The sequence below is a fragment of the Actinoplanes hulinensis genome (assembly GCF_019429605.1).
In the GTDB taxonomy this organism is placed as follows: Bacteria; Actinomycetota; Actinomycetes; order Mycobacteriales; family Micromonosporaceae; genus Actinoplanes; species Actinoplanes campanulatus.
Window position 1 is genome coordinate 275,773 of record NZ_JAHXZI010000015.1, and the last position, 14,978, is coordinate 290,750.

The 14,978-nt window shown below is 72.8% G+C and carries 13 protein-coding genes and 1 pseudogene; 9 read left to right on the forward strand and 5 right to left on the reverse strand.

Going from position 1 to position 14,978, the window contains the following annotated elements; genetic code table 11:
* Window positions 1-5: 5 nt before the first annotated feature.
* Genes KZ829_RS27825 through KZ829_RS27845 form a run of 5 tightly spaced genes read left to right on the forward strand, consistent with a single transcriptional unit; the run spans window position 6 to window position 4,602 of the window.
* The gene (locus tag KZ829_RS27825; protein WP_220146869.1) at window positions 6-533 is read left to right on the forward strand and encodes a PadR family transcriptional regulator; all 528 of its coding nucleotides are present in this window, start codon (window positions 6-8) and stop codon (window positions 531-533) included.
* Complete coding sequence (locus tag KZ829_RS27830; RefSeq protein WP_308285687.1) at window positions 530-1,276, forward strand: ABC transporter ATP-binding protein; 747 nt, start codon at window positions 530-532, stop codon at window positions 1,274-1,276. Before KZ829_RS27825 ends, KZ829_RS27830 begins: the two co-directional genes overlap by 4 nt.
* A 5-nt stretch (window positions 1,277-1,281) precedes the next feature.
* Window positions 1,282-3,102: an ABC transporter permease gene (locus KZ829_RS27835; protein WP_220146870.1), complete on the forward strand. Its 1,821-nt coding sequence runs from the start codon at window positions 1,282-1,284 to the stop codon at window positions 3,100-3,102.
* Between the two features lie 49 nt (window positions 3,103-3,151).
* Window positions 3,152-4,216, forward strand: coding sequence for a hypothetical protein (locus KZ829_RS27840; RefSeq protein WP_220146871.1), 1,065 nt, complete (start codon window positions 3,152-3,154; stop codon window positions 4,214-4,216).
* A 26-nt stretch (window positions 4,217-4,242) separates the two neighbouring features.
* Entirely contained in the window at window positions 4,243-4,602 is a 360-nt protein-coding gene (locus KZ829_RS27845; protein WP_220146872.1) for a hypothetical protein, read from the forward strand.
* Window positions 4,603-4,606: 4 nt separating this feature from the next.
* Here the strand turns inward: KZ829_RS27845 and KZ829_RS27850 are convergent, their stop codons facing one another.
* Window positions 4,607-6,124, reverse strand: a complete 1,518-nt coding sequence (locus KZ829_RS27850) for a plasmid pRiA4b ORF-3 family protein (RefSeq protein WP_246636335.1) — start codon at window positions 6,122-6,124, stop codon at window positions 4,607-4,609.
* Window positions 6,125-6,304: 180 nt separating this feature from the next.
* On the opposite strand from KZ829_RS27850, the gene KZ829_RS27855 reads away from it, so the two are divergent.
* Together KZ829_RS27855 and KZ829_RS27860 are read left to right on the forward strand one after the other, a co-directional pair.
* Window positions 6,305-8,359, forward strand: a complete 2,055-nt coding sequence (locus KZ829_RS27855) for an LLM class flavin-dependent oxidoreductase (protein ID WP_220146873.1) — start codon at window positions 6,305-6,307, stop codon at window positions 8,357-8,359.
* Window positions 8,356-9,252 (forward strand): LLM class flavin-dependent oxidoreductase, encoded by an 897-nt coding sequence (locus KZ829_RS27860; RefSeq protein WP_220146874.1) that lies wholly within the window; start codon window positions 8,356-8,358, stop codon window positions 9,250-9,252. Before KZ829_RS27855 ends, KZ829_RS27860 begins: the two co-directional genes overlap by 4 nt.
* 112 nt (window positions 9,253-9,364) lie before the next feature.
* On the opposite strand, the gene KZ829_RS43345 is transcribed toward KZ829_RS27860, so the two are convergent.
* Window positions 9,365-9,865, reverse strand: coding sequence for a MarR family winged helix-turn-helix transcriptional regulator (locus KZ829_RS43345; RefSeq protein ID WP_220146875.1), 501 nt, complete (start codon window positions 9,863-9,865; stop codon window positions 9,365-9,367).
* Window positions 9,866-9,933: 68 nt separating this feature from the next.
* Here KZ829_RS43345 and KZ829_RS27870 point away from each other — a divergent pair, with 68 nt between their 5' ends.
* Window positions 9,934-11,115 (forward strand): amidohydrolase family protein, encoded by a 1,182-nt coding sequence (locus KZ829_RS27870; protein ID WP_220146876.1) that lies wholly within the window; start codon window positions 9,934-9,936, stop codon window positions 11,113-11,115.
* A gap of 38 nt (window positions 11,116-11,153) precedes the next feature.
* On the opposite strand, the gene KZ829_RS27875 is transcribed toward KZ829_RS27870, so the two are convergent.
* Together KZ829_RS27875 and KZ829_RS27880 are read right to left on the reverse strand one after the other, a co-directional pair.
* Window positions 11,154-13,034 carry a glycosyltransferase family 2 protein gene (locus KZ829_RS27875; RefSeq protein ID WP_308285688.1) on the reverse strand — a complete coding sequence of 627 codons (1,881 nt, stop codon included), beginning with the start codon at window positions 13,032-13,034 and terminating at the stop codon, window positions 11,154-11,156.
* A gap of 66 nt (window positions 13,035-13,100) precedes the next feature.
* A complete protein-coding gene (locus KZ829_RS27880) occupies window positions 13,101-14,360 on the reverse strand; it encodes a WD40 repeat domain-containing protein (protein ID WP_220146877.1) in 1,260 nt (419 codons plus the stop codon).
* A 55-nt stretch (window positions 14,361-14,415) separates the two neighbouring features.
* Between KZ829_RS27880 and KZ829_RS27885 the strand changes: the two genes are divergently transcribed.
* Window positions 14,416-14,844, forward strand: coding sequence for a PPOX class F420-dependent oxidoreductase (locus KZ829_RS27885; protein ID WP_220146878.1), 429 nt, complete (start codon window positions 14,416-14,418; stop codon window positions 14,842-14,844).
* A 28-nt stretch (window positions 14,845-14,872) separates the two neighbouring features.
* On the opposite strand, the pseudogene KZ829_RS43350 reads toward KZ829_RS27885, so the two are convergent.
* Window positions 14,873-14,978: pseudogene (locus KZ829_RS43350) on the reverse strand (IS5 family transposase); the annotation flags it as partial.

Below are 14,978 nucleotides of genomic sequence, written 5' to 3' on the forward strand. Positions count from 1 at the left end.
GTGGCATGCAACAGGAAGTGGTTCTGGCGATGCTCGCCAAAGAGCCTTCCCACGGTTACGAGCTGCGCGCCCGGCTGCGCGACGCGCTCGGGCCGCTCGGCGAGGCGATGAACGCCGGTCAGGTCTATGTCACGCTGACCCGCCTCGAAAGGGCCGGCCTGCTCACCGCGGAACGGTCCGCCGACGGCGCCGACCGGGCTGACCGCAAGGTGTACGAGCTGACCCCCGACGGCCAGCAGCGGGTCGCCGCATGGATCGCCGAGACGACCTGGCCCAAGCCGGACCTGGCCGAGTTCCATCTGAAGCTGATCGCGGCGGCCGCCGCCGGGCTGGCCGACCCGCTGGCCATCGTCGACACCCAGCGCCGTGAGCTGCTGCGCCGGCTGCGCGACGCCCAGCGGGCCGCCATGGCCGAGCCGGAGCACTCGGCCGCGGCGCTGCTGCTCGAGGGCATCGTCCTCCGGTTGCAGGCGGACCTGCGCTGGCTGGAGGCGTGTGAACAGACCTGGACCCACCGGAGGAGCGGATCGTGACCGTCGTGTTGAGCGCCCGCGGCCTGCGCCGGCATTTCGGCGGCGGGGAGAGCGGTGGGCAGAGCGGTGGGCAGAGGGCGGTGGACGGCGTCGACCTGGACGTCATGGCCGGCGAGACGGTGGCCGTCATGGGCCCCAGCGGCTGCGGCAAATCCACTCTGCTGCACCTGCTCGGCGGCCTGGACCGGCCGTCCGGTGGCCGGATCGAACTGCACGGCCGCCGGATCGACGATCTCGGTGAGAAGGCGCTGGCCCGGCTCCGGCGTACCGGCATCGGCTTCGTCTTCCAGTCCTTCCACCTGCTGGACGAGCTGACCGCGGTGGAGAACGTGGAGATGCCCGCCCTGCTGGCCGGCCGTTCCCCGCGGGCCGCACGCCTTCGCGCCACCGAGTTGCTGGACCGGGTCGGTCTCGCCGGGCGGGCCGGGGCGCTGCCGTCGCAGCTCTCCGGCGGTCAGCGGCAGCGGGTCGCGGTGGCCCGGGCGCTGTCCAACGAGCCCGCGGTGGTGCTCGCCGACGAGCCGACCGGCAATCTGGACAGCGCCGCCACCCTCGACGTGCTGCGGCTCTTCGACAGCCTGCACGAGGCCGGGCAGACGCTGGTCATCGTCACCCACGACGCGCGGATCGCGGCCACCGCCGACCGGCTCCTCTCGATGCGCGACGGCGTGCTCATCGACGAGACCCGGCTCACCGGCGGCACCGGTGGACGGCTCGGCAGCCTCGTCGGCCTGGAGGACTGAGAACCGTGGGCCGCCTGCTTCTCGTCTCTCGCCTCGCCGTGCGGGATCTGCGCCGACGCCCCGCCGAGGCCGTCCTCCTGCTCCTCGCCATCCTCGCCGCCACCAGCACACTCACCCTCGGACTGGTGCTGCGTGACGCCGCGAGCGACCCCTACCGGCAGACCCGGGAGGCGACCCACGGTCCGGATGTCGTCGTCTTCGCCGATCTGGCCGCCGTCACCGAACTCGTGCGGGACCCGGCGATCGTGGCGACCAGCGGCCCGTACCCCGTCGTCGCGTCACGGCTGAACGCCTCCGGGCGTACCTCTGATGTGCAGGTCATCGGCCGCGACGCGGAAGCCGCGGCAGTCGATCAACCCGCCGTCGTCGAGGGCGCCTGGGTGAGCGACGGCGGAGCCGTCCTGGAGGCGGCCTTCGCCGACGCCCTGGGAGTCCGGCCCGGCGACCCGGTCACCCTCGGCGGCCGGACCTTCCGGGTGGCCGGAACCGCGGTCACCGCCGCGATGGCGCCCTACCCGGCCGTGACCTGCCTGGTCGACGAGGGCTGCCTGCACGGCGCCGTCCCGCAAGACCGATCGTTGCCGGAGGGCTTGCTGCGCGATCCGGGCCTGGTCTGGGTCACCCGGGCGGACGCACGCGGCCTCACCGCCGAGACAAATTCATCACGGTACGTGGTGAGCGCCCGACTGGCCGACCCGGAGCAGACGCGTGCGTTCATGGACCGGTATCTCGACGGCGCACCCGTCCCGGTCGGCATGGCATCGTGGCAGGAGATCCGTGACGAGGCCACCGAGCTGGCCCGTGACTCGCAGATCCTGCTGATGATCGGCGCCTGGCTGCTCGGCCTGCTCGCCACGGCCAGTCTCGCGGTGCTGGTCGGCGGGCGGATGGCCGATCAAACCCGCCGGGTCGGCCTGCTCAAGGCGGTCGGCGGCACCCCGGGCCTGGTCGCGGCCGTGCTGCTGGCCGAGTACCTGCTGGTCGCCCTGATCGCGGCCGTGGCCGGGCTGACGATCGGGACCCTGGCCGCACCGCTGCTCGCCGAACCGGGCGCCGGGCTGCTCGGCACCGCCGGCACGCCGTCGCTCACCGTGACGACGGCTGCCGTGGTGACGGCCGTGGCCCTGGGTGTGGCGGTTCTGGCCACCACCGTCCCGGCACTGCGGGCGGCGAGAACCAGCACGGTCGGCGCGCTCGCGGACACGCCCCGGCCACCCCGCCGGATCGGCTGGCTGATCAGGATTTCCACGCGCATGCCCGTACCCCTGCTCCTCGCCCTGCGGGTGACCGCCCGGCGACCGCGACGGGCGCTGCTGGCCGTCGCCGCCATCGCCGTCACCGTGAGCGGCATCTACGTGGCGCTGATCCTGGACGGGTTCCTCACCGGGGACGCGATGGTCGCCGGATACACCGAGTTCCAGGTGGCGGCGCTGCGCCGGGTGCTGCTGGTGTGGACGGTGATCCTGCTCTGCCTCACCGCGGTCGACGCCGTCGTGATCACCTGGGCGACCGTGCTGGACAACCGGCGTTCGTCGGCGCTGGCCCGCGCGCTCGGCGCGACGCCCGGAGACGTGAGCGCGGCGCTCGGGACGGCCCAGGTGCTGCCCGCGCTCGGCGGTGCGGTCCTCGGCGTCTTTCCCTGTGGTTACCTGCTTTTCGCCGCGATCATGCGGGCCACCGGCGGTGACGGGGACCGGGCCACGCCGCCGTCGCTTCCGCAGCTGGCGATCGTGGTGGCCGGAACGGTGCTGGTGGTGGGTGCGCTCACCGCGGTTCCGGCGCGGCTCGGTGGCCGGCGCCCGGTCACCGAGGCGATGCGGGACTGAGCAGGTTCCCGGTATCGGATGCTGGCGATGCCCCGCTACCGTGTCGGGCATGGTCGGTGAAGATCCCCGCACGTTCCGTTACGGCGTCCTGATCACGGTTCTGATCACCGGCGGGTTGCTCTGGCCGTTGGCCCATGTCGCCTGGTGGAGGTCACGCACCGACGCCACCGGATACACGCTCGTCGAGGAGAGCCTGACCGGCATCGGGGGTGTCGCGTTCCTGTGGTTCGCCGGTGCGGCGCTGCTGGCGTACGCGGTCGCGACATGGCCGTCGCGGTTCCGCCGGGCGGCGACCGTCGCGGGCCTGGCCGCCTCGGCCGGCACCCTGATCGTCTGGACGGTGCTGCTGCTGCGGGTGCTGCGCCGCGAGGAGCAGACGCACCAGGGCTGGGCTGCGCGGGTGTGGGAGCGACGGTCCGATGTGTCCGGCCGGATGCTGGCGGAGACCGGCGCCGACGGGTTCACCTCGGCGATCGTGGTGCTGGGCCTGCTGGCGCTGATCGGGTGCCTGCTGGCTCTCGGCCGGCGGCACGAACGGACGGTCCTGATCGTCGCCACGATGGTCGTCGCCGTGGCCGGCGTCCTCACCGCCCGGGTGCGGGAGTGGGTCACCAGCGGGCCGGAGACGGCCGAGGTCGTCGGGAGCTGGCCGGACGGCTGGTTCACCGGACGGTCGACGGTCGTCGTCCTGGCCGTGCTGGTCCTGATGTTCGCCGTGACCCTCAGGCTGCGGCCGGGACAGTCCGGCGCCGTCAAATGGGGCATGCTCGTGGCGGTCTGCTCCTTCGTCGCCTTCTACCTGATCATGTTCGACACCGTCGAGAAGCCGCCGCTCTACCCGTATTCCGCCGACGAGACCACCGCGTTGCCCACCAACCCCGGCGTCAACGTGGCCGGGCTGCTGTTCCTGTCGATGTACCTGCCGCTGCCTGTCGCGATCCGGGTGGCCTGCATCGACCGGATCCGGAGGACAGCCGAGCCGCCCCTGCCGGAGCCGGTGCCCGATGACGTGGTCGCCGCCGACGTGGTACCTGATGACGTGCTGCCGGACGATGTGTTGCCGGACGATGTGGTTCCGGTAAATATCGACACGCCGACGGGGCGGCCGGTTTGAGCGGCGGAGGGGCTAACTTCTCCGTCATGCGCGGTGATTCACATTACAGCCGGGACCTTCAGCTCGGGGCCGCCATGGGCGCCTGGGCCTCGAGCCGGGACAGTCCGATCCAGACCGAACTCGACGGACCGCGCAGCGGCGACGAGCTGGAACACATCTGGATGCTGACCATCTCCGGGGACCACCTCGAAGCCGTCGTGACCCTCTTCCGCGGCGCCCGCGCGGAGGTCACCGTGGTGTGGTTCTCCGCGAAGGAGGACGGCGTCTACACCGGCCGGGGGACCGGGCTGACCCCCGGCCGGCTCACCGAGATGCTGGACGGCATCGCCGTGATGGAGCGCGGCGGCGCGGCGCCCGCCTGGCTCCGGCCGGTCGCCGAGAGCTGACGGGTCAGCGCTTGAACCTGGCGGCCAGTGAGCGGGACACCTCCGCGGCGTCGAATCGGGCCGGCTGGAACTCGTCGGCGTGGTCGAGGCCCAGCCACTCGCGCATCTCCGTGTGTGCGGGGTGGGCGGGATCACCGATGATCTCGACCAGCCGCTGGTAGCCCCAAATGCCGCCGCAGTCGTCCGGCGGGGCGGCACGACGGCCGCCGGTGCATCGCGGGTACGCCTCCGAGCCCCGTTCCAGCACCTTCTCCACCAGGATGTCGTGCTCCCAGCCGTCGCCGAAGTCGTAGGTGTACCGGATCCGGCCACCAGCGCCGGCCGCCACCTGTTCCAGGGTCACCGGGCGTTCGGCCTGATGACCCAGTTCCGGGTCGGCGGCACCGAACGTGCCGTACCCGGTCTCGAAGGCGTGCAGATGGCTGTCGTCCCAGTCGAAGGCGACCTGGATGATCGTGTGCAGGTCGGCCAGGCCGGTGTCCGCCGGGACCTCCAGACGCCGCCAGATCGGCGGCTTCGCGTCCCGCAGACCCACCTTGAGCTGGAAGACCGGCGCCGGGCCGTCGGACTTCTTCCGTTTCGCCGGCAGCTTCGCACCCGGTGCCCGCCGTCGCGGCGACGTCTCCGTGGCGATGCGGGTGAACAGCTCGATCTCGTCATCGAGGTGCTCGGCCGGTGGGCGCGCAGGCTCGGGGAGGGTGCGCACCCGCGCCCGCAGCAGCACGGCGAGCTGGTGGTAGCCGGGTTCGTCGCCGTCCTCGTACTCCGCGGCGATCTCGTCCGGGCCGAGGTCGGCGTCATGGGCGGCGCGGGCGGACAGGGCCCGTTCGGCCTGCCACCGGAACTCGTCCGGATCCAGGTGGGCGCCGGTGATCGGCAGCCCGTGCTCGCGGGCGTTGTCCTCGATCGTGGCGACGACCTGCTCGAGGGCCTCGCCCGGGAACAGCACCACGTCGACGGCGGCGTGGCAGTCACTGTCGTCGATATTGACGGCGAAACCGTCGATGCGCCCGGCCCGCTCGAACGTGCCGAGCAGCACCGACGACGCCTGCCCGGACGGCTCGGCGAAGCGCCGGTAGACGCCGGGCGTCACCGGCATGCGTGCCTCGGCCAGCCACCGCGGCGCGCGCAGGCCGGCCGGTTCCAGGCGGGCGGCGGCCTCGGCGGCGGCCGTGCCGTCGTCGATCAGGGCGATCGCGCGCAGCACGGCGAGCGCGGCGGGGGTGGCGGTCCGTTCCAGCTCCGGCACGATGACGGCGGCGACGGCCTCGGCGAAACCCGCACCGGCCAGGTCGCCCATGGCCAGCAGGCCGGCGGCGAACAACTCCGCCTCGACGGCCTCCTCGATGTCGAGGAGGGGACCGCCGTCGTCGAGCAGGTCCGCGACGAGAGCGAGCGGTTCGAGTTGCCCGCCGGAGCAGTCCGGGCAGTCGCACGTGACCGGACCGGCCTGGACCTGGCGCACGACGCGCTGTCCGGTGCTCCGGGATCTCTTCTTGCGGCCGCGGCTGACAGGGCTCATCTGATCATCCTGCCGGATGCCGGGATCCCGGGTCGCGGGGGTCACCCGGACGGGGGTGATGCACTCCCGGCCACGACCGGTGACACGGATCACGGCGCCCGGCCCCCTGGCGACCGGCCGCCTTCCGCCATCCGGCGCAACCATTCAGTAAACCCGTCAACCCGTTCGAAGGGCATCGCGATGAAGCTGAGGCATCGCCTCCGGATCGGCGCGCTCGTCACCTCAGGCGCCGCCGATGTCGCGCCACATGCCGAGGCAGCCGGCTACGACCTGGTCGCGGTCACCGGCCCGGACGCGTGGACCACGCTGAGCTGGATCGCCGGCCGGACCACCGGCATCCGCCTGCTGGCCGCCGGCCTCGCCGTGCCCGAGCACGATCCCGCCGTGCTGGCCCGCTCGGCCGCGGCCCTCGATCTGCTTTCCGGCGGTCGCCTGGAACTCGCCCTCACCGGCGAGCCGGACGTCCTCACCGAGGCCATCGAGATCATCCGCGGCCTGCACGACACCGCCCGGCCCGGGCCGCTGCGCCATCCAGGCCCGCGTTTCCGCATCCCGGGTGCTCAGCGTGGGCCCGCGCCGGCCCGCCACATCCCGATCGCGGTCACCGGGCCCGGTCCGCTCCCGCTCGCCGACGGCTGGTTCGCCGGGACGCCCGCCGATCTGCGGGCCGCGCCGGACCTGCCCGGGGAGATGCGGCGCGCGGTCGTCGTACCCCTGGATTCTGGTCAGGGTGATCTGCTCGAAGCCGTCATCGAGCACGGCGCCGACACCCTCCTGGTCCCGATCTCGGATCCGGCCGATCTCGGCCGCTTCGCGGCGGGCGAGCTCCGGGAAGCGGTCGCCCGTCTGCTGCCACATCTGCTTCCGGTCGTCGCCAAACCCGCATCGGTACGGTCGAAGCGCCGCCCCGGCATCGAGTACGACGCGGTCCCCGGCTCCCTGGCCGAACTCGCCGTCGAGCCCGGCGACCCCGGCTACCAGCGGGTCCGCTCCACCTACATGCGCGGCGGCGCACCGGGCCTGGTGCTGCGCCCGCGCACCGTGGCCGAGGTCGCCGAAGCGCTCGCCTTCGCCCGCGCCCACCCGCATCTGCCGTTCGGCGTGCGCAGCCGCGGGCACGGCATCAGCGGCCGCTCCACCAACGACGGCGGCCTGGTGCTGAGCGTCGCCGCCCTCGACGGGATCGAGATCCTGGACGAGTCGCGCCGCCTGGTCCGGATCGGCCCCGGCGCTCGCTGGACGGACGTCGCCCAGCGGCTGGCCCCGCACGGCTGGGCGATCACCTCCGGCGACTACGGCGGTGTCGGTGTCGGCGGGCTCGCCACCGCGGGCGGCATCGGCTGGCTGGCCCGCAAGCACGGCCTGACCATCGACCGGCTGGTCGCCGTCGAGATGGTCCTGGCCGACGGCGGCCCGGTTCGGGCGTCGCACCGGGAGAACCCGGACCTGTTCTGGGCGGTCCGCGGCGCCGGTGGCAATTTCGGTGTGGTCACCGCCTTCGAGTTCGAGGCCGACGAGGTGGGGAACGTCGGCTTCGCGCAGCTCGCGGTCGGCGCCGACGACCCGGCCGAACTGCTGGTCCGCTGGGGACGGGCGATCGAGGAGGCGCCCCGGGACCTGTCCGGCCAGCTGATCATGGGCCCTGCGCGCCGCGGTCAGCCGAGAATCGCCCAGCTCGCCGCGGTCGTGGACGCCGACGATCCGCAAACCATCGTCGACCAGCTCCAGCCGGTCGCCGCGGTCGGGCCGCTCTACGATCAGAACGTGGTGCTCACCCCGTACGCCGGGATCATGGCCAACGCCTCCCCGGCCGACCACGACGGGCACGGCGAGCCGGTCTCCCGGTCGGCGCTGGTCGACCACCTCACCCCGGAATTCGCCAAGGCGGCCGCCCGGCTGCTGGACAGCGGCGCCGCCCACTGGTTCCAGATCCGTACCGTCGGCGGGGCGGTCGCCGACGTGCCGGCCGACGCGACCGCCTACGCCCACCGGTCCGCCAACTTCTCGGTCGCGGTGATGGGCGCCGACGAGCGCCGCCTGGAAACCGCCTGGTCCGAGCTGCGCGACCATTTCGACGGCCTCTACCTGAGTTTCGAGACCGGCCGGGGCACGCGGGTCCTGGACGCCGCGTTCCCGCCCGCGACGCTGGCACGCCTGCGGGAACTCAAGCGACGCTACGACCCCGGCAACCTGTTCCGCGACAACTTCAACATCGAACCTGGGGGTACGCGATGACCGACTACGGTCACGATCTGCTCTTCGGCGTCTTCGTCACGCCCACCGCGGAACCGGTGCGGCAGGCGGTCGACGCGGCCGTCGCCGCCGACCGGGCCGGGCTCGACCTGGTCACCTTCCAGGACCATCCGTACGTGACCCGGCTCGCCGACACGTGGACGCTCATGTCGTACGTCGCGGCCCGTACCGAACGGATCCGGATCAGCGGCAACGTGCTGAGCCTGCCGATGCGCCCGCCCGCCGTGCTGGCCCGCTCGCACGCCGCGCTGGACCGGCTCACCGATGGCCGGATCGAGATGGGTCTCGGCGCGGGCGCCTTCTGGGACGGCATCGAGGGCATGGGCCAGCGCCGTCTCACCCCCGGTCAGGCGGTCGACGCCCTCGACGAGGCGATCCAGGTCGTCCGTGAGGTGTGGGACGCGGACGCGCCGGGCGGGATCCGGTTCGACGGCGAGTACTACCGGCTGGCCGGCGCCAAACGCGGTCCCGCCCCGGCGCACGACATGAGCATCTGGGTCGGCGCGTACAAGCCGCGCATGCTGCGCCTGATCGGCCGGGCCGCGGACGGGGTGCTGCCGTCGCTGTCCTACCTGCCCGGCGGGATCGGCGGCTACGCCGAGATCAACCGGCACATCGACGGCGCCGCCGTCGAGGCGGGCCGCGAGCCGGCCGCCGTGCGCCGCCTGCTCAACATCGACGGCACCTTTGCCGCGGCCGGCACCGGTTTCCTCGAGGGCCCGCCCGAGCAGTGGGCCGAGGACCTCGCCGGGGTGGCGCTGGGACACGGGGTCAGCACGTTCATCCTGGCCACCGACGATCCCACGGTCATCGCCACCTACGCCGGGGAGGTGGCCCCGGCGACCCGCGAACTCGTCGCCGCCGAACGGCACTGAACCTCCGTCCGGCGGGCACGGAATCTCCACAACGGATTCCTACCGTCGGCCGGCGCGCCTACCGGGACTTCTACCGGTGGGGCTCCATCTGGCGCGGCGCGACCCCGCGCTCCTAGCCGGCCGTGTCGCCGAGCGCGATCAGGACCGTCCGCAGCGCGTCGATGGCGGCGCGGGTCGCCTCCGGGGGGACGTCCCGTAGCAGGGCCGCCTGAGCCGCGCTGGCCGCGCGGACCGCCTCCTCGGCCTTGGTGACGCCCGCGGGGGAGAGGCGCACCCAGGAGCTGCGGGCGTCGGACGGGTCGGGGTCGCGCTCGATGAGGCCGGCCAGGGTGAGCCGGCGCAGCACGTTGCTGGTGCCGCCGGAGGTGAGGGCCAGGCGCTGGGTGAGGGCGGACGGCCGCAGCCGGTAGGGCTCGCCGGCGGCGCGCAGCACGGCCAGGATGTCGTACTCCGCCTTGGTCAGGCCGAGTCTCGCCAGTTTCGTCTCGACCGGGGCGTTGAGCAGCGCGGACAGCCGGGCCGCCCGCTTGCTGATCTCGAGCTCCGCGCCGACCACGCCGGGGAGCTCGGCGTCCCACGCCCCGGCGATGTCGTCCACCACGTCCCTGGCCACCGGATCATCTTACTTGCGCCCAACAAAGCTTTCTGGATACCTTTTAGAAAAGCTTTCTAGGGGGAGACATGGATCTTGTGATCAGTGGCGGCCGCCTGCTCTCCGGCGAGCGCGCCGACGTGCTCGTGGACGGCGGCCGGATCGTGGCGGTCGGCCTGTTCCCGGCCGCCGGAGCGGACGAGGTGATCGACGCGACCGGGCTCGTCGTCGCGCCCGGCCTGGTCGACGGCCACCAGCACGTCGCGCAGGCGCCGCTGCGCGGCATCGGCGCGGACATGACGCTCGCCGACTATCTCGCCACCGTCCTCGGCCGGCTCCTTCCGGCGTACGGGCCGGACGACGCCCACGACGCCACCCTGCTCGGCGCGGCCGAAGCCCTGAACGCCGGCATCACCACCGTCCTCGACTTCGGCAACGTCACCCGGACACCGGAGCACACCGACGCGGTCCTGGCCGCCTACGAGACGGCCGGCATCCGGGCCGTGGTGGGGCACAACAACCCGGCCGACGAGGCCGACGTCCGGCGGCTGGCCGGGCTGCGCGGGCGGGTCACCGGCGCGCTGGCGATCAACGGCCCCGGCTTCGGCGACTGGGCCGGCACCGTCCGCGAGATCGAGCTGGGCCGGGACCTGGGTCTGCTGGTCACCATGCACGCGGGCGGCGGCCCCGGCTCACCGCTGCGCCGGCTCTACGACGAGGACCTGCTCGGCCCGCACCTGCACCTGGTGCACGTCAACGGGCTGACCGGCGAGGAGGCGAAACTGCTGGCCGGCACCGGGACCGGGGTCACGGTCACCCCGCTGGTCGAGGCGACCATGGGGCACGGCGTGTCGGCGTACAGCGCGTTCGCGGCCGCCGGCGGGCGGGCCGGGCTGGGCACCGACGTCGTGGTGAACGCGCCGGTGGACCTGTTCGAGCCGCTGCGGGACACGCTCCGGTCGCACCGGCTCACCACCGGTGTCATGCATCCGGCCGCCGGCATCCTGACCGCGGCCACCGCCGACAGCGCGGCCGCCATCGGTCTCGCCGACCGGGTCGGCACGATCACGCCGGGCCTCCGGGCCGATCTGATCCTGATCGACGGCCTGGCGCACCTGCCGTTCGGGCCTGGGCTGGCCGGCGCGGTGGTCACCACCGTGGGGCCGGGCGACGTCCGTACCGTGATCGTCGACGGCCGGATCGTGAAACGCGACGGTGAGCTCGCCGGTCTCGACCTGCGGCGGCTGCGCCGGGCAGCACGAAGGCGGTGACCCGCACCGGGTCACCGCCTTCGCCCATCCGCGTGCCGCTAGGCGGCGGCCCGGACCGCCTGGTCCAGCTGGACGGGCGTCACGTAGCCGGCCTCGACGGCCAGGTCGCCGAGTTTCTGCCACGGGCCCTCGGTGATGATCTGCCGGTCCAGGAGCTCGCCGAGCTGCGACTCGTTGAGCAGGCCGGCGGCCATCAAGCGCTCGCCCACGTGCTTGCGCGCGGTGACCGGCCGGCCCTGCGACCGCCGGCCCAGGGCCAGGTGGGCCACCGGGGCCAGGCAGGTGACGATGGTCAGCATCGCCCACAGGTACAGCGACAGGAACGTGTGACCCAGCGCGATTCCGGCCACCATGAAGGCGGCGCTCAGGACCGCCCAGCCCAGGTGCGGCCGGAAGGTGCGCCACGTGTCACCGGTCGCCGCCTTGCCCTTCGGTGTGACCACGTAGGCCAGCGGCCGTCCGGCCAGCTGGGCGGCCGCGGCGGCCAGGTAGACCGGCGCGGTGGCCAGTTCCAGCGCCATCCCGGACAGACCCCACGAGCGGCGCTCGTGGGCGACCAGGTTGAACCGGCGGGTGAACTGGATGAACGCCATCCCGAACGCGATGTTGGCCAGGAACAGGGCGGCCCACAGCACACCGGGCAGCCGGGTGATGGTGATCCCGCCGACCAGGTAGAGGCCGGTCAGGAAGATGCCGCTGACCCAGGAGATCGCGGTGGTGGGGTAGTGGGTCTGCAACGCGGCGAAGGACAGCCGCTGGCTCACCTTCGGCAGCCGGCGAAGGACCGCCGGCGAGTGGCCGCGGGCGATCTCCCAGATCCCGTACGCCCACCGCTTCTGCTGGCTGAAGAAGTCCGAGTACGTCGCCGGGCCCTCGCCGACCGCGACGATGTCCGGCGTGTAGACGCCGCGCCAGGTGCTGCCGGTCGCCGGGTTGACCGCCCCGAAGATCACCATCGAGGTGAGGTGGTCCTCGATGATCGAGTCCTGGTAGCCGTCGATCTGCTTGAACGCGGCCGGCCGGTACAGGTGGTTGGTGCCGATCAGCAGCGGCGCGCCGCGCCCGTTGCCGCCACGCTGGATCACCCCGTGGAACAGGTAGGCCAGCTCGGCCGCGCCCCGGGCCACGAACGACTCGGTGAGGTTCGCGTACACCTGCGGGGCGACCACGAACGCGGTGTCCGGGTCGGCGAAGTAGCCGAGCGTGCGCTCCAGGAAGTTCGGGTACGGCACGTGGTCCGGGTCCATCTGCGCGACCACGTCGTAGTCACTCTCGTGCGCCGACCGCCAGGAGTTGTGGTTGCCGTGCTTGGTGCGCGCCTTGTACGGGCCGGACGGCTGGTTCCACTCCGGGTGCCCCTTGCGGCTGAAGTGGCGTACGCCGAGCCGCGCGCACCGGCGCCGTACCTCCGGGTCGTCGCCCTCGTCGAGCAGCCAGACGTCGAGCACCCCGTCGTGCCGGATCCGCTTCATCGCCCGCAGGGTGGCCATGACCAGCTCGACCGGTTCCTTGCCGGGGACGATCGTGGTGAGCACGGCCACCCGCATGCCGCGCGGCGGCGTCATCGGGATCGGGTCACGGGCCCGGGCCGCGAAGAACGTCAGCACGCAGGTCCGCAGCCCGACGATGACCTGCATGATCACCATCACCGCGAGACCGGTCACGGTGAGCGCGGCCATCACCGGGTTCAGCCCGTCGACCACCGGCAGGTTGCCCGGCAGCAGCAGGTACACCCCGAGCACCACGGCCACGACGACGTGCGCCACGCCGAGCGAGCGCAGTGTCCAGTCGTCGCGCCGCGAGTAGGCGGGCCGGTACAGGACCCGCCCCCCGGTCGGCCGCAGAGGCCCGGTGATCTCGGTGGCCGTTCGGCCGTAGAGCGCACCGGGGATTCGTCTCTCCACCAGTTGTTCGGTCACATGTCTCCCCGTTCTCGATCGTCCGGGCCACCATCGGCGGGGAATCCGGGGATCGGAGGGGAATCGTCAGCCTGGCGTCCAGCGGATCAGGAAGCCGTCGTCGAGCCCGGCGAGTTCGCCGGTGGTGGGGTGCCGGCGGGACGGGACGAAACCGGGCACCGAACCGAGGCGCTCGCCGGTGTGCGGGTCCCAGATCGTCAGGCCGTCGCATCCGGCCGCGTAGAGGTGGCGGTCCGAGGCGAACAGGTCGCCCCGCGGGCCGGCGAACGCGTGCACCAGCTCGCCGTTGACGGCGCTGAAGACTCGTACGCCGGGGAGGTGCTCGATGATCGGGCGGCCGATCCCGTACACCGCCAGCAGGTCGTCGCCGATCCAGCAGACCGGCCCCCGCCAGCCGAACTCATGCCGGCACAGCGTACGCCGGGTAGGGCCGCCGTCCGCTTCGAAGACGTTGCCGTCGAGCCAGCGCCGCAGGTCCCAGACGCACGGTACGCCGGTCGGCCCCGGCACCCAGCCGTCGTCGGCGATGCGGTCGCCGCCGGGGGAGACGTACAGGGCGCCGTGGAAGTAGCCGTACCCCTGGTCCTGGTCGCGGGAGGTGAGCAGCCGTCCGGTGGCCGCGTCGCTGACGTCCAGGCGGGTGCCGGCGGTCCGGTGCACGAGCACCGCCCGGTCCTCGTGCATGGTGAACGCCGCCGACAGCTCGACCCGCTCGTGATCGAAGTCGCCGCCGTCGAATGTCAGGGCCGGCCGGCCGGTGTCCAGGTCGATCACGTGCCCGGTGCGGCCGTAGTCGTTCACGATCGCCGCGTACCGGCCGTCGGGAGAGGTGTGCAGCCGCAGCCTCGGCAGCGTGCGGGCCCGCCGGGTCACCCGGTCGGCGCGGATCCGCTTCCTGATCAGGGTGGAGGTTCCCGATCCCGCGTCGTGGCGGAGCAGTCTCCCGGAGCGGGTCAGCACCAGCCACAGCGACCGGCCGTCGGCCGACGGCAGCCCGGTGAAGTCCAGCACCTGACGCTCCGGAAGCCGGCTGGCGGACTTCGTGCCGGCGAAGGTCTCCGGCCGTTCGCGGATGCCGGGCTCGCCCCGCCAGCCGAAGAGGTAGCCGGTCTCCCCGGCGTCGTAGAGGGCGACGCAGTCCTCGCAGATCGTCTCCCAGGCCGGCGGTTCGACGTCGCAGGCCGTGCAGGCGAGGTCGGCGGTGAGGCCCTCGCCGGTGAGCAGCCGAAGGTACTCGGCGTCCCTCCTCTCAGCGGGCCGGATCAGGTGCGGGCAGACTCGGCTGCCACCGGCGAACCCCGCGTGCCCACAGGCGAGCGTCTCCACCCGGCTGAGTGTGCCTGACCCACGCCACGGCGATCTTCCGGGCAGAATGCGGGTTGTGGCACAGACGATGAGCGAGCCGGAGTGGCGGGAGTTCCTCGGCGCGGGGACGCGGACCGGGAAACTGGCGACGGTACGGGCCGACGGGTCACCGCACGTGGTGCCGGTGTGGTTCGTGCTGGACGGCGACGACCTGGTGTTCAACACCGGCGCCTCGACGGTGAAAGGCCGGAATCTGGCCCGGGATCCGCGGGCGTCACTCAGCGTGGACGAGGAGGCCCCGCCGTACGCGTTCGTCACCGTCCGTGGCAGCGCGACTCTCAGCACGGACCTGGCCGACATGCGGGTCTGGTCGACCCGCATCGCGCACCGCTACATGGGCGCCGACCTGGCCGACCGCTACGGCGCCCGCAACGCGGTCGAGGGTGAGCTGCTGGTCCGCCTGCGGATCGAGCACGTGGTCGCCTTCCGCGGCGTCGCCGACTAGCAGCGGCTAGGACCTGTATCAAAGTCGGTTACAGCCATTCGTTGATCGCGGCGATGGTCACGGTGGCTTCGTAGCGGACGGCGAGTTTGTCGTACCGAGTAGCGACGGCGCGGTTGCGTTTGAGCCTGTTGATG